16 protein-coding genes are annotated in these 14,172 nt (G+C 40.9%); 6 read left to right on the top strand and 10 right to left on the bottom strand.

Going from position 1 to position 14,172, the window contains the following annotated elements:
* Nucleotides 1-490 precede the first annotated feature (490 nt).
* Genes GARC_RS04880 through GARC_RS04840 form a run of 9 tightly spaced genes read right to left on the bottom strand, consistent with a single transcriptional unit; the run spans nucleotide 491 to nucleotide 6,061 of the window.
* Complete coding sequence (locus GARC_RS04880; protein WP_007617371.1) at nucleotides 491-673, bottom strand: hypothetical protein; 183 nt, start codon at nucleotides 671-673, stop codon at nucleotides 491-493.
* 47 nt (nucleotides 674-720) lie between these two features.
* Complete coding sequence (ureG, locus tag GARC_RS04875) at nucleotides 721-1,338, bottom strand: urease accessory protein UreG (protein ID WP_007617370.1); 618 nt, start codon at nucleotides 1,336-1,338, stop codon at nucleotides 721-723.
* Between the two features lie 44 nt (nucleotides 1,339-1,382).
* On the bottom strand, nucleotides 1,383-2,123 hold the full coding sequence (locus GARC_RS04870) for an urease accessory protein UreF (protein ID WP_007617369.1): 741 nt from the start codon (nucleotides 2,121-2,123) through the stop codon (nucleotides 1,383-1,385).
* A complete protein-coding gene (gene ureE / locus GARC_RS04865; RefSeq protein ID WP_007617361.1) occupies nucleotides 2,077-2,538 on the bottom strand; it encodes an urease accessory protein UreE in 462 nt (153 codons plus the stop codon). The genes GARC_RS04870 and ureE overlap by 47 nt, the downstream gene beginning before the upstream one ends.
* A gap of 14 nt (nucleotides 2,539-2,552) precedes the next feature.
* Nucleotides 2,553-4,256: an urease subunit alpha gene (gene ureC / locus GARC_RS04860; RefSeq protein WP_007617360.1), complete on the bottom strand. Its 1,704-nt coding sequence runs from the start codon at nucleotides 4,254-4,256 to the stop codon at nucleotides 2,553-2,555.
* A gap of 2 nt (nucleotides 4,257-4,258) precedes the next feature.
* Entirely contained in the window at nucleotides 4,259-4,564 is a 306-nt protein-coding gene (locus tag GARC_RS04855; RefSeq protein WP_007617358.1) for an urease subunit beta, read from the bottom strand.
* Nucleotides 4,565-4,591: 27 nt separating this feature from the next.
* Complete coding sequence (gene ureA / locus GARC_RS04850) at nucleotides 4,592-4,894, bottom strand: urease subunit gamma (RefSeq protein WP_007617356.1); 303 nt, start codon at nucleotides 4,892-4,894, stop codon at nucleotides 4,592-4,594.
* 42 nt (nucleotides 4,895-4,936) lie between these two features.
* Entirely contained in the window at nucleotides 4,937-5,827 is an 891-nt protein-coding gene (locus GARC_RS04845) for an urease accessory protein UreD (protein ID WP_007617354.1), read from the bottom strand.
* Nucleotides 5,828-5,839: 12 nt separating this feature from the next.
* Entirely contained in the window at nucleotides 5,840-6,061 is a 222-nt protein-coding gene (locus GARC_RS04840) for a hypothetical protein (protein ID WP_007617352.1), read from the bottom strand.
* A 160-nt stretch (nucleotides 6,062-6,221) separates the two neighbouring features.
* Here GARC_RS04840 and can point away from each other — a divergent pair, with 160 nt between their 5' ends.
* The 3 genes from can to GARC_RS04825 all read left to right on the top strand — a co-directional run bounded on the left by can (nucleotide 6,222) and on the right by GARC_RS04825 (nucleotide 8,675).
* The gene (gene can / locus GARC_RS04835; protein WP_007617350.1) at nucleotides 6,222-6,818 is read left to right on the top strand and encodes a carbonate dehydratase; all 597 of its coding nucleotides are present in this window, start codon (nucleotides 6,222-6,224) and stop codon (nucleotides 6,816-6,818) included.
* A gap of 4 nt (nucleotides 6,819-6,822) precedes the next feature.
* Nucleotides 6,823-7,299: a histidine phosphatase family protein gene (locus tag GARC_RS04830; protein WP_007617348.1), complete on the top strand. Its 477-nt coding sequence runs from the start codon at nucleotides 6,823-6,825 to the stop codon at nucleotides 7,297-7,299.
* 143 nt (nucleotides 7,300-7,442) lie between these two features.
* Nucleotides 7,443-8,675 carry a multidrug effflux MFS transporter gene (locus tag GARC_RS04825; protein WP_007617346.1) on the top strand — a complete coding sequence of 411 codons (1,233 nt, stop codon included), beginning with the start codon at nucleotides 7,443-7,445 and terminating at the stop codon, nucleotides 8,673-8,675.
* Nucleotides 8,676-9,722: 1,047 nt separating this feature from the next.
* On the opposite strand, the gene ilvC is transcribed toward GARC_RS04825, so the two are convergent.
* On the bottom strand, nucleotides 9,723-11,207 hold the full coding sequence (gene ilvC / locus GARC_RS04815) for a ketol-acid reductoisomerase (protein ID WP_007617343.1): 1,485 nt from the start codon (nucleotides 11,205-11,207) through the stop codon (nucleotides 9,723-9,725).
* Nucleotides 11,208-11,349: 142 nt separating this feature from the next.
* Here ilvC and ilvY point away from each other — a divergent pair, with 142 nt between their 5' ends.
* The 3 genes from ilvY to GARC_RS04800 all read left to right on the top strand — a co-directional run bounded on the left by ilvY (nucleotide 11,350) and on the right by GARC_RS04800 (nucleotide 14,071).
* Nucleotides 11,350-12,204 (top strand): HTH-type transcriptional activator IlvY, encoded by an 855-nt coding sequence (gene ilvY / locus GARC_RS04810; RefSeq protein WP_007617342.1) that lies wholly within the window; start codon nucleotides 11,350-11,352, stop codon nucleotides 12,202-12,204.
* Between the two features lie 254 nt (nucleotides 12,205-12,458).
* Nucleotides 12,459-12,800: a YciI family protein gene (locus GARC_RS04805; RefSeq protein ID WP_039988759.1), complete on the top strand. Its 342-nt coding sequence runs from the start codon at nucleotides 12,459-12,461 to the stop codon at nucleotides 12,798-12,800.
* Complete coding sequence (locus GARC_RS04800; RefSeq protein ID WP_007617340.1) at nucleotides 12,797-14,071, top strand: RNA polymerase sigma factor; 1,275 nt, start codon at nucleotides 12,797-12,799, stop codon at nucleotides 14,069-14,071. Before GARC_RS04805 ends, GARC_RS04800 begins: the two co-directional genes overlap by 4 nt.
* Nucleotides 14,072-14,172: the final 101 nt, after the last annotated feature.

Below are 14,172 nucleotides of genomic sequence, written 5' to 3'. Positions count from 1 at the left end.
CGAACAACACTTCAGCACAGCAGTAGGTAGTGAGCATATGTTGCAACAATTCAAACACCACACAGACCATCAACGAATACGAGGGATGGCAAAGGCCAGAGTGTTATTGCAACAAGCCTGAATTATTACCTTCACATCTTTGAACAGCCTTCAGCATGACATGTGCTCAATCACGTTGCCTGTAATTTGAGTTTGACTATATATTTAAACGTTTTCAGGGCGTCTCGACCCTAAAAATTTAAAATTATCAACTTAAAGCCAAAGAACCCAAATAACAGCAGCACTTTATACTTGTTGATTACGCTGTTATTGGGTAGGTTATTACTTTGGGTGTCATATTAATCTGGTTATTACTTTGGGTGTCATATTAATCTAGGCGCTCGCATATATTATTATTTGTTTCCAATTTTGCTTTTAAATGGGAAAACGCCATCAAAGATCACGAACACTGAGTAGAGTGCTTGTGAAGTTTCGCGACAGCATGCTTCCCCTAAGAATTTTGTTTACTCTTCCTCGCTTTAAACCAAACAATTCCTTTATAAGCAATCAGTGCACATAAGCTCCAAAAAGCGATGTGGTAGGCAAAGTGAACACTTTCTCCAAGAGCATGATCTTCGTGTGCCATGGCGTTACTAGTGACGAAAAGGCAAAACAAGGTTAATAGGTATTTCATGGTGGTTCCTTAATTAATATTTAAATAGGGTTAATGAAGCGCTGCTTCTAAATCTGCAGCATGCCTTCTTTTTCAATAAATTGGATGATGTCGTCTAGGCCTTGTTTGGTTTTCATATTACTGAAAACAAAAGGTTTGTCACCGCGCATTTTTTTAGCATCACGAGCCATTACGTCTAACGAGGCCCCAACCAACTCAGCTAAATCTATTTTGTTGATGATCAATAAGTCCGACTTAGTAATGCCCGGGCCACCTTTACGGGGGATCTTATCTCCGGCTGATACGTCAATCACGTATAAGGTTAAGTCGGATAATTCTGGGCTAAAGGTGGCGCTTAGGTTGTCGCCGCCGCTTTCTACTAATACAAAGTCTAAATTGGGGTGGCGTTCTTGTAAGTCATCAATGGCAGCTAGGTTCATCGAAGCATCTTCGCGGATCGCTGTGTGCGGGCAACCGCCTGTTTCTACACCTAAAATACGGTCTGCCGATAACGCGCCATGATGCGTTAAAAACTCGGCATCTTCTCGGGTATAAATATCGTTAGTGACTACTGCCATGTCGTATTTGTCTCTGAGTTCAAGGCATATCATGCGTAATAATGCCGTTTTACCTGAGCCTACTGGGCCACCTACACCGATACGTAAAATTTGTTTGTTTTTTGTCATTATTCACTTCTTTTTTAATTAAATTTATTTATTAGATCTTGTGCCTAGGACCGAAACAATCTTGTGTATTGGGTTTCGTGCCAAGCGCTGGCCATGGCTAAGCGCGGTAAACTAGCGCCAATATTTTCATCATCTAGTTGATTGGCCAGTTCGATGGCTTGTTCAACTTGTTCGCTTAACTCAAACAACAGGTTTTGACCTTGAGTTTGCCCTAACGGTACTAATTTAGTTGCTGCTGCCACCTGGTTGTCGATGTAAGCCCAACAAAAGCCACTTTGCGCAGCGTTTAAGTCAAGGCCAAACAAGTAGGCACTTAAAGCAAAGGCGCTCACAAAACTGATTTCTCTTTCTTTGATTAATTCCACATAGTGCTGACTATCTATGCCTTGAATATCTTTAAGCAAACGCATCAACGCTTTGCCCATAGCTACATCAGCTAAATACAATTCGTTACTTTCACGGCAGGCTAATGCGTGTTGGTTCCATTTATGAAAACTGCCAAAGTCATCTTCTACCAAGGATTTTTGTAAACGGTTTAACAAAGCTAAATCAGTATAAGCAATAGACTGATTTAAGTTAAAACTGATCCACTCTTGGGTCGATTTAGCGTTATTGACCCAGCCCATTTCAACTGCATATTCCAAACCTTGGGAAAACGAAAAACCACCTACAGGCAAATTGGCACTGCATAGCTGAAGCAACCTGTTAAGGCGCAACGGGTTTTGACTCAGCCTATTTTCAGTCATGTGAATGGGAATGACTGTGGCCGTGACTTTGGCTTCCATAGGCTCCGTTTTCTGGTTCAAATATCGCGGCTGTGCGGTTAATCGATAACCCGTAATTTTCAGCTAACTCTTCTAACACATGATCAGGTTTAAAACGCACCCACAACTCGCCAATTTGCAAAGATGTGTGACGATTTCCTAAGTGATAACAAATACGGCTGAAGTCCATCCAGTCTGTGGCTATTGCGGTGGAAACCTCTTCTGTTTTGCCTTTTACTTCAATCAGTAGGCCACATTCGGTTTTTAATACTTCGCCCACCAGCAAAGGGTGACCACGTTGCATAAAAATGCCCAGTTCCTGACCTTGGTCGGTGCTGATCTTAATACGTGCTTTTTTACGGGTGTCATGATCCAAAGTCACTGAATCATCAATGGGTTCATGACTATGAGATAGGCGTTCAAATGCTTTTAACATGTTTTAATTCATTCCTAAAATAAGCAATAACGCTGGGCTAATGGCAATACAGTAGCGGGTTCACAGGTGAGTAACTCACCATTGGCACGTACCTCATAGGTCTGTGCGTCGACTTCTATGTTGGGTTGCCAGTTGTTGTGGATCATGTCGTCTTTGCCGATGTTACGAGTATTTTTACACTCGCCTACCATACGGGTCATGCCTACTTTTTCTGGTACACCTAAATCAATAGAGGCCTTAGACATAAAGGTCATAGATATTTTAGCCGAAGCTAATCCAAAAGAGCCAAACATAGGGCGATAATAAACTGGTTGCGGCGTAGGGATAGACGCATTGGCATCACCCATAGGCGCTGCGGCAATAAAACCTGACTTGATGATCATCGACGGTTTAATGCCAAAAAATGCAGGTTTCCATAAGACTAAATCCGCTAATTTACCCACTTCAATTGAGCCTACTTCGTGGCTTATGCCGTGACTGATGGCAGGGTTGATAGTGTATTTGGCGATATAACGTTTGATCCTGAAATTATCATTTCGCTCAGTATCTGGGGCTAACGGCCCTCTTTGTTGCTTCATTTTATGAGCAGTTTGCCAAGCACGGGTGATCATTTCGCCTACCCGGCCCATGGCTTGTGAATCAGAGGCAATCATACTGATGGCGCCAAGATCATGCATGATGTCTTCGGCGGCAATACTCTCTTTACGAATACGTGAATCGGCAAAGGCAATATCTTCAGGAATAGATGGGTCTAAATGATGGCAAACCATCAACATATCCAAATGTTCATCGATAGTATTGATGGTATAAGGGCGCGTTGGGTTAGTCGACGATGGCAACACATTGGGCTCGCCGCAAGCACGGATAATATCTGGGGAGTGGCCGCCACCCGCACCTTCTGTATGGTAAGTATGAATAGTGCGGCCTTTAAAGGCACCTATAGTATCTTCAACAAAACCTGACTCATTTAAGGTGTCGGTATGAATGGCGATTTGTACATCGTATCTTTCAGCAACGGATAAACAATTGTCTATGGCTGCGGGTGTCGTGCCCCAGTCTTCATGGAGTTTTAATCCACAAACACCAGCTTCAATCTGTTCTTCTAATGCTATAGGTAAACTCGCGTTACCTTTGCCCAAAAAACCAAAATTCATGGGGAAGTCATTAGTGGCTTGCAACATTTTGTGGATATTCCAAGGTCCAGGTGTGCAAGTAGTGGCATTGGTACCTGTTGCGGGACCAGTGCCGCCGCCTATCATAGTAGTAACACCCGACATTAGGGCTTCGTCTATTTGTTGTGGGCAGATAAAATGAATATGGGCGTCTATGCCACCAGCCGTGAGTATTTGACCTTCGCCGGCAATGATTTCAGTACCTGGGCCAATTTCGATATCAATGTTGTCTTGGATATCAGGGTTACCTGCTTTGCCTATTATGGCTATGCGGCCATCTTTGATGCCTACATCGGCTTTCACTATGCCCCAGTGATCAACAATCAAAGCGTTGGTGATAACTAAATCTGGCGTTTCTTTGCATGAGGCTTGGCTTTGACCCATACCATCACGAATAACTTTACCACCACCAAATTTGACTTCTTCGCCATAGGTAGTGGCGTCTTGTTCTACTTCAAGCCATAAATCGGTATCCGCTAAACGCACTCTGTCGCCTACTGTGGGGCCAAACATATGGGCATAAGAGTGTTTATCTATACTTGCCATAATTATAATTCTCCTTGAACTAAGGCTCTAAATCCATACACCCTGCGTTTTCCAGCAAAAGGTACCAGTGTGACTTCGCGCTCTTGTCCTGGCTCAAAACGTACTGCTGTGCCTGACGTAATATCGAGGCGATAACCTTTGCACTTTTCACGATCAAAGGTCAGCGCAGCGTTGGTTTCATAAAAATGATAATGGGAGCCCACTTGAATGGGTCTGTCGCCTGAGTTGGCAACGGTAACGGCTAATTTTTCGCGACCCACATTGAGTAAACGCTCGCCCGAGTCTGTTTTGATTTCGCCTAGGATCATCTGTTGCGCTCTCTATTTTCTTTGTTTTTAAACAATGGGGTTGTGCACTGTGACTAACTTAGTGCCATCGGGGAAAGTAGCTTCAACTTGCACTTCTGCGATGAGTTCTGGAATACCTTCCATGACCTGATCTCGGGTTAACAAAGTACGCCCATAATCCATCATTTCTGCTACTGTTCTGCCGTCTCTAGCGCCTTCCATAATTTCCATGGAAATATAGGCCATGGCTTCAGGATAATTCAGCTTTACCCCACGTTTTAAGCGGCGCTCAGCCAACAAGGCCGCTGTAAATAGTAGAAGTTTGTCTTTTTCTCTAGGTAATAAATCCATATTAATCTCAATATTGTAATCTAGGTTTAATAAAACCTGACTTTAGGTAAACCAAATTCTGGGTTGTATGCCTTGTTTTTCAATATACAAAGGGCGTACTAATTTCCATAACTCTATGAATAAATCTTTGCATTGATGGGCTTGTTGTCCCAAATAACGTATGACCAATAGTTGCCTAATGTCGGTAATACTGATCAATGAGCTGGCAGAGTGTTGAGAAACGACCTCTCTAAGTTGCTTAATCAGCTGAGCTCTTTGTTCATTACTGACTTGTTTACTAGGGGCGTAAGCTAGAAATGTGCCAAACACCGTATTGCCAGCTAATCCAGCCGCGTGATGTTGAATGTTACTGCTGGGTTCAATTAAAACTTTATCGTGATAAATCAGAATGCCATCTCGATAAAGGGTATTGAGCTGAGTAAAACACCCAGCGGTAAAGTCTTCGTTCGAACTAGGCAAGCCTAAACAGGTCATATCCCAACCACAATACACGCTAGAATTATGTAACCTGACTTCGACATTATTGACCCCATTAGCTTGATTATATACCAAAGTTTCAAGGGGGAAATGTTCACACTTAGCGCCAGCAGCCAAATTAATTTGGGTGATTTGAGTTTGTTTAGGATCACCAATCGACAAGTCGGTGCGAGCCCGGTAAAAGCGGTTTGCTCCAGGTGTTGTGATTAAAGTATGGGCCTTTTGTTGTACCTCAATACCAACCCGTAATTCATCGCCAGAGACTATGCCTGCTGGTGGATGCAACAAATATAGGTGGGCGCAATCTCTGCCTTCGGGGTAAAACGCCTTTTGAACGGTCAAGGGGCCATAGCGTTTGGTTTTAGTCAGTTGGGTGCCATTTTCACTATGACCTAACTGTAGATCTAAATTCGCGAGCCACTGACTTTTTATTACTTCAAATGTCGCTTTGGTCATTGTTTACCTTATTTATTTGGGCATTACTAATTGCAGTAATAGTAAAAATATTTTGTTAATCCAAACATATTCAGACTCTAATTCTTTGTCCAGTGTAATGGCAAAGGACAAACCTTCTTCGGGCCAAGCAATATTGATGCCCGGCCCTTTACGGCATTTTATTGATGTATTAAGGATACCTTGCACAATAATTGATTGATTGCCCCAATTTGGTTCAAAGAGATGCAGCATCATTGGGTTTAATGTTGAGGCTTAGGCAATTGCTGCCTAAATATGGATAACAAAACCTTTACGGTAATTATAGGAGAGTGATAAAAGTTGAAATATGCGTAACAGGTTGGACTTGCTGCTACCAATAGTTACTTTATACTGCGCCTCAACTAGGTGAGGGTAAATGAGCGATATTAAACAACTTCTTCAAAACAACGAACAATGGGCTGAAGAGCTTAAAAGTTCCGATCCTGACTTTTTTAATAAGTTATCCAAACGTCAAAAGCCTGAATATTTATGGATAGGCTGTTCTGATAGCCGTGTCCCTGCTAACCAAATTGTTGGTCTGATCCCCGGCGATATTTTTGTGCACCGTAACGTGGCGAATCTAGTGGTTCACACTGATTTTAATTGTTTATCAGTGCTGCAATATGCGGTAGATGTACTCAAGGTGAAACACGTGATTGTGTGTGGACACTATGGGTGTGGTGGTGTCGAAGCCGCCTTGGGAGACCAGCAATTTGGGCTGATAGATAATTGGTTGGGACATATCAAAGATATTGCTCATAAACATCGTGATGAGCTTTCATCTTTAACTGAGCATGATAAATCTGCGCGTTTATGCGAATTGAATGTTTTAGAGCAAGCGGCTAATGTCAAGCGAAGTAGTATCGTTAAAGATGCATTAAAGCGCGGTCAAGCACTACAAGTTCACAGCTGGATATATAGTTTGCGTAATGGACGCATAAAAGATTTATCTAAGGTTACGGAAGAGGAATAAGTTGATGTTCAAATATTTCCTTATTGGATGTTTTTTGACCAACTCAACTTTTGGCTTTGCTGAACAACAAACATGGTATTTTGTGCGCCATTTTGAAAAGCAGCAAGGTGATAATCCAAGTTTAACAGAATCAGGTAAAGCTAGGGCAGCAGCGTTAGCGAGGTTTTTTTCTGATAAATCACTTAATCACCTTTATTCGACTGACTATCATCGGACGCTTGAGACTGCGACCCCTGTTTCAATACTCAAAAATGTTTCTGTTGAATTTTACAACCCTCGAAAATTAGCTGAGTTCTCCTCCAAGGTGAAAACTTTAGATCATGTTTTAGTTGTGGGTCATAGCAATACCACGCCTGAATTATTGGGGTTAATGGGCGGCAAGGTTATTCATATGGAAGAGAGTGATTATGGTGTGTTATACATGCTTCGAAAACAGGGTTCAGAATTTACTACGCAGAGTATTCTTATTCCCCAGCAGTAGTTTTAAAATTTAACCTCTTATTAAAAAACACTTTGTAGCTTAGTCGTTTTTATAAGCGCCTATCTAAACAGTTAGCTAAAAATTCTAAGCACCACTGATAGGCAATGCTAGAATCCTCAGCCTTAAAATTCACAGGTCACAGCATGTCATCCAACTACAATTCCACTCCTAGCAAGACAAGTAGCAAACCAAAGGCTGATATAAGTCAATTTGAGTTTGTTGCGCTTATGGCATTGATGACATCTTTGGTAGCTTTGAGCATAGATGCGGTTTTGCCTGCACTATTTCAAATTGGTGCTGACTTAGAAATTACTGATCCAAGACAAACTCACTTAATTGTTTCGTTATTTTTTGTCGGTATGGCCTTTGGTCAGCTCTATTACGGACCTTTGTCTGATAGTAAGGGTAGACGTTACGTCATTATTTCTGGTTTGATTGTTTTTGCTATTGGATCTTTAGTGTGTATCTATGCCGAGTCGTTAGTAGTGATGTTAATTGGTCGTATTATTCAAGCTATTGGTGTCTCTGGGCCAAGGATTGCAACCTTGGCGGTGATCCGCGATAAGTATGAAGGTGAAGCCATGGCTCGTGTTATGTCTTTCATTATGATGGTATTTATCTTAGTGCCAATGCTGGCACCTAGTTTTGGCCAAGCTATATTATTTTGGTTTTCATGGCAGTATATTTTTTCGTCATTTTTGATCTTTGGACTGGTGTCTGGTTTATGGTTTTTTATTCGCCAGCCAGAAACATTACCAAAAGAAAAGCGTCTGCCTTTTAGTTGGTCGCAATTATGGATTTCAAGTAAGTTTATTCTGACGAATAAATTAGTGATGTTTTACACTATATCGTCTGGCATCATTTTTGGCGCTTTTTTAGCCTATATCAGCTCTTCACAAACACTGTTCCAAGATATTTACGATACTGGTGATTTGTTTCCTTTATATTTCGCGTTCTTGGCTTTTTCTCTTGGTTTTGCTTCTTTTATTAATGGCCATTTAGTGATGCGCTTGGGGATGCGCACACTCTGCACTTGGGCAATGATAGGCTGGTTGATATTCGCAGGATTATTAACTGCATTTTGTTTTGTTTATGATGGTATACCTCCCTTATGGCAATTGATTTGTATATTGTTTTGCGCCTTTTTCTGCATCGGTATTATGTTTGGAAACATCAATGCCATGGCTATGCAGCCTTTGGGTGATATGGCCGGTTTGGGAGCCGCTATTATTGGTTCTCTAGGTAGTATTATTTCAGTGCCTACTGCCGTTATAGTTGGCAGTTTTATAGACGATACCGTAACACCAGTGGCGATAGGGTTTTTAGGCTTTGGTGCTTTGTCTTTTGTTCTGTATTGGTATGCAGATAAGGATTAAATTTGTCTAACAATACCTAGGCTATGCCCTTGTAGGTTGACAATAAAGTCTCATGCTAAGGGTGAGAGATTTCAAGCATTAAAGTTTGGCAGCACGAATATATAGCTGAGAAAGGATCATACTATTACGTTGTACCTAATGTTGACCGCATAAAATCGGCTCTTTCAGAAACAAAAATGTATCATACTTTGAATTGGCCTTGACTGACTGCTATGCCCAAGATAGCTGCCAGTCGCGTTTGGCTCTTTCAATTGGAACTTTGAGCGATCAACCGCCTGTCAGTAATGACGCCTTCAATGGCAAGTTTACTGAGAAAGCAGTCGCTGACATCCTCCCATATATTATCCGTCATTCCCGCGAAGGCGGGAACCTCCAACAACATCTGTGGATGGTAATAAAGTATCTTATTTCCAAAGTTAAAATTGATTGAAATACACTAATATCATACTGTTTTTAAACGATTAAAATTGGCTGCACGGTAAATGTTAGTGGGTTCCCTCCTCCGAGGGAATGACGTGTAATATCCTCAATATCTGCGCCGTCAGCGAGGTGTAATATCTTAAAAAACCTCACCGTCTGTTTACTGCTATAACCGCTAAGTCGGACAGCGAGCTATGTCTGTCGGGTATTGGCACAAACTTCACCATCAGGCTTAACGCTCGACTGTCCGGTTTTAGGCTCATAGGAGCCAGTCAGTCACTAGCTAAGAAGCCAGCGAAAGTATGATACTTTAATGTTCAGTATCATTCTTAATTGTTAATCTATAGCTCTATATACATAAGTTGTTGATCGTTTATTTAGCAAACTTTGTTTATTGAATAAGCTGATTTTTAGTCTGCTCCCTTCGGAAATTTATTTGCATCTGTTCCCATAGGTTTTTATTATCATCTTTTTGAAATTCAGTGAATTCAGGCTGTTGACTGGTCAAATACACCTTCAAAAATGAAAACCATAATTCAAATACAAAAAAGCCCAGCCAAATTGGCTGGGCAAGAGGGCTTTTATCAAGCACCTTACGACAGAAATCGTTTCAAAATATAGTTTGCGTTACGCTGTTTCTACTATGGCTTTCATGTCAGTCATATAACCACGTAATTTAGCGCCTATTGTTTCTACCCCATGCTCTCTAATGGTTTTATTGATATCAACTAGTCGTTTGTTATCAACGCTGTTAGAGCTGGTAGTGTAAGCTTTACCGATAAGGTCGGTGCCAATGCTAGGCATAAGTTTTTCTGCTAATAATGGGATAGCCACGTTAGCGAACAAGTAGTTACCGTACTCAGCTGTATCAGAAATTACTACGTTCATTTCGTATAAACGTTTACGAGCAATAGTGTTCGAAATCAACGGTGTTTCATGAAGAGATTCGTAGTATGCAGATTCAGGTAAAATTCCTGCTTCAACCATTACTTCGAAAGCAAGCTCAACACCAGATTTAATCATAGCAACTAAAAATACGCCGTGGTCGAAATATTCTTGTTCATCAATTTCACCTTCAAATACAGGTGCATTTTCAAAACCAGTTTCGCCGGTTTCTTCACGCCATTTAAGTAAGTTAGCATCACCATTGGCCCAATCTTCCATCATAGTGCGAGAAAATTCACCGCTGATGATATCGTCTTGATGTTTGCCGAAAAGAGGTCTTAATAACTCAGTTAATTGTTCAGACAATTCAAAAGCTTTCACTTTGGCTGGGTTAGACAATCTGTCCATCATATTGGTGACACCACCAATTTTTAGTGCTTCGGTGATGGTTTCTAGACCGTCTTGGATCAATTTACCTGCATAACCGGCATCGATGCCATTAGCGACCATTTTTTCATAACCTAAAACAGCAGCTACTTGTTGCATGCCACATAGAATAGTTTGCTCACCCATAAGGTCAGACTTTACTTCAGCAACAAAAGAAGATTCAAGTACACCAGCGCGGTCGCCACCAGTTGCAGACGCTAATGCTTTAGCGATATCCCAACCTTGGCCTTTAGGATCATTTTCTGGATGCACAGCGATAAGAGTTGGAACACCAAATCCACGTTTGTATTCTTCACGTACTTCAGTACCTGGGCATTTAGGCGCACACATAACCACTGTAATATCAGAACGAATTTGTTGGCCTTCTTCAACGATATTAAAACCGTGTGAATAACCAAGAGTAGCGCCTTGTTGCATAAGAGGCATAACCGCTTCAACCACACTTGAGTGCTGCTTGTCTGGTGTTAAGTTATAAACTACATCAGCAGTAGGGATAAGATCTTGGTAAGTACCAACAGTAAAACCATTACCATCTGCACGTTGGAAAGACTCACGTTTTTCGTCAATAGCAGCTTGGCGTAAGGCATAAGAAATGTTTAAGCCAGAATCACGCATGTTCAAGCCTTGGTTTAAACCTTGTGCGCCACAGCCTACTATGACAATTTTTTTGCCTTTAAGAAAATCACAACCAGTAGAAAACTCTGCTCGTTGCATAAAACGACAACGGCCAATCTGGTCCAGTTGCTGACGTAAAGATAATGTATTGAAATAATTTGCCATGTTTAAAATCCTAGTCTTGGTTGAGTGCAAATGAGTCATTTGCGATGTTCGGATAATAGAACTAAATCGGTGTTGTTTAAAATGATATATTTGCAATATAATGTTGCATAATTCGCAATACCTAAAAGGTTAGGGCATTTAGATGGATATTCGTAGTTTGGAGTTGTTTCAGCATTTAGCCAGCAGTCTACATTTTGCGAAAACGGCAGAGTCTATGTTTGTTAGTCCTTCTACTTTAAGTCGCTCAATTCAAAGGCTTGAAGAAGAGTGTGGTACAACTTTGTTTGTGCGGGATAATCGTAAGGTTAAATTGACTGATGCGGGTTCAAAACTGTTGGGATTTTCGCAACAAATTTTGACTGAGTGGAAAAAAGTAAAGTGGCAACTGCAACAAGAGCACCAGCAGCTTCAAGGCGAACTCAGTGTGTTTTGTTCGGTTACTGCTAGTCAAAGTCATTTGCCTCGGCTATTAGATAATTTTCGCCACAAATATCCCCAAGTAGAAATTAAATTGAGTACCGGCGATCCTGCCTTGTCTGTGAGTAAAGTGATGCAGCAAGAGGTGGATGTGGCTATTGCTATTCACACTCCTGACTTCCCTGCAGAGTTGAAGTTTTTATCCTTAGGTGAAGTACCCTTGTTACTTATTGCCCCTAAAGACACTTTGATAAATCGATTAGAACAAGTGGACTGGCGTCAGCACTCTTTCATTTTACCTGACTCGGGTCCATCAAAACGTATTGTGCATCATTGGTTTGCTGAACAAGGCATAAGGCCACGCATTTATGCCAAAGTTGCTGGAAACGAGGCTATAGTGAGTATGGTGGCCTTAGGTTGTGGTTTGGGCATAGTGCCGCAGATAGTGTTGGACTACTCCACCATAGGTCAAAAAGTAAACCGTATTAAATTAGATGATATCGAACCCTATAAATTGGGGTTGTGTTGCTTACAAAAAAGAGCCGATGAACCGGCCATTCAAGCTTTGTTTAATTGTTAAATGCATTGCGGTTTTCCTATGTTCTATAAACTTAAAAAATCGTGTTGATTTGTTCTCGAAAAAAAACTTGGCTGTTCAATAAATACTTAAAAGAAACTTAAGTTAACTAAGACTCTGTTTTAGTTAACTTATCGGCTCTGTTGACAGCGATTTATTTATACTGCGATAAAGTGTCTAATTAGTGTTAGTTGATGCGTCTTTATTATGTCAGTAGTGATTAACCTGCTGAAAATATAAAAATCAAGGAGCAAAAAATGAGTAACAAAAAATTCATGTGTATTCTACGAAGTGAGTCTGGGGCTTGCGAAAAACCATCACCTTCAGACATGGAAACTATGTATGCTAAATACCAAGCGTGGCAAAGTAAATTTGCAAAAAACATTTTAGACATGGGAGGTGCATTATCAGGCGCCGCTGCAGTAGTAACAAATGATAGTGTCAAAGATGGCCCCTTTATTGAGTTAAAAGAAGTAGTAGGCGGTTATATGCTCCTTTCAGGTGAAAACTTAGATGAGGTGGTAAAAGTGATTCAACAAAGTCCCATGGTCGAGAACCCCCGCACTAGTTTAGAAATCAGAGAAATTTCTACACCTTGAGTAACAAGGAACAACAAGATCATATCGAGCATGTTTTTCGCCATGAGTACGGTTCACTTGTGGCGACATTAGCTCGTCGTGTAGGCATACAACACATTGAAATGATAGAAGATGCGGTGCAATGGTCTATGACACAGGCCCTTACACATTGGGCTTTAGACAAGAAGCCTGATAACCAGACCGCGTGGTTATATCAAGTTGCACTCAGACATTTATTGTCTGAATTTAGAAACACAGTGCGACATCAGGTGATATTGAATAATGAATATGAACAGCAAAATATCGAATTCAGCGGGGATTTAGAAGCAAGCCTATCAAGGGAGTTATCAGATGCATTGCTGCGTATGCTTTTTTTGGCCTGTGACGATCATATTCCAATTGAGTCGCAATTAGTATTCACCTTAAAAAGCCTTTGTGGTTTTAGTGTTTCTGAAATTGCCGCACGGTTATTCGTATCTGAGGCCAATGTTTATAAGCGTTTTATTCGAGCCAAAAATGTGTTGATAAAACAAAAGTTTAATATGGACGAGATCAATCAATCTCTAATTACACAGAGAATTTCAGCAGTTCACCGAGTTTTATACTTAGTGTTTACTGAAGGGTATTTGTCTTCACATCCGGATGTGCTGATCCGCAACGATCTGTGTGAAGAGGCCTCGCGGTTAACTTTATTGTTAGTACAAAATCCAATATGCAACGTACCAGAGAGTCATGCATTACTCGCACTTATGTATTTTAATATTGCTCGACTTGATACACGCGAAGACCAAGCTGGTTTGGTGTTATTAGCACAACAAGATAGGTCGATGTGGGACCAACAAAAAATAACACAAGCGATGGAACACCTGATGTATTCTGGCCAAGGAGATACTATTTCTCGTTATCATATTGAAGCCAATATAGCTGCAGAGCATTGTATGGCCGTAAGTTACCAAGATACTCGTTGGGACAAAATAGTTGGCTCATATGAATTATTAGAAAATGTGGCTCCTTCAGCTTTACATATTTTAAATCGAGCACTAGCAATGGCTGAATGGAAAAATGCCAAACAAGGATTGGAAGTTTTGCAACGAGCAGATATTCCTACATGGTTAACGCGATCTTATCATTGGTATGCTGTACTGGCGGATTTACAATACCGCGACAAGCAATATAAATCTGCCAAACAAAATGCCGAACAAGCTATCCACCTAGCACCTACAAATGGTATTAAAGATTTACTAAGAAGACGAATGGCTAACTATAATACTAACAAAATCATCTTAAACTAACCAAAACACTCATTGTAATGAAATGACATAAAATCAATGTTACGCATGTGTTGGACCACTTCGCATAGAATAAAAAGTCAACCCTGTAGCGATAGGTGATA

It is taken from the genome of Paraglaciecola arctica BSs20135, from assembly GCF_000314995.1.
In the GTDB taxonomy this organism is placed as follows: domain Bacteria; phylum Pseudomonadota; class Gammaproteobacteria; order Enterobacterales; family Alteromonadaceae; genus Paraglaciecola; species Paraglaciecola arctica.
Note: the sequence above shows the minus strand (reverse complement) of the source record. Positions and strands in the feature narration are given on the sequence as shown.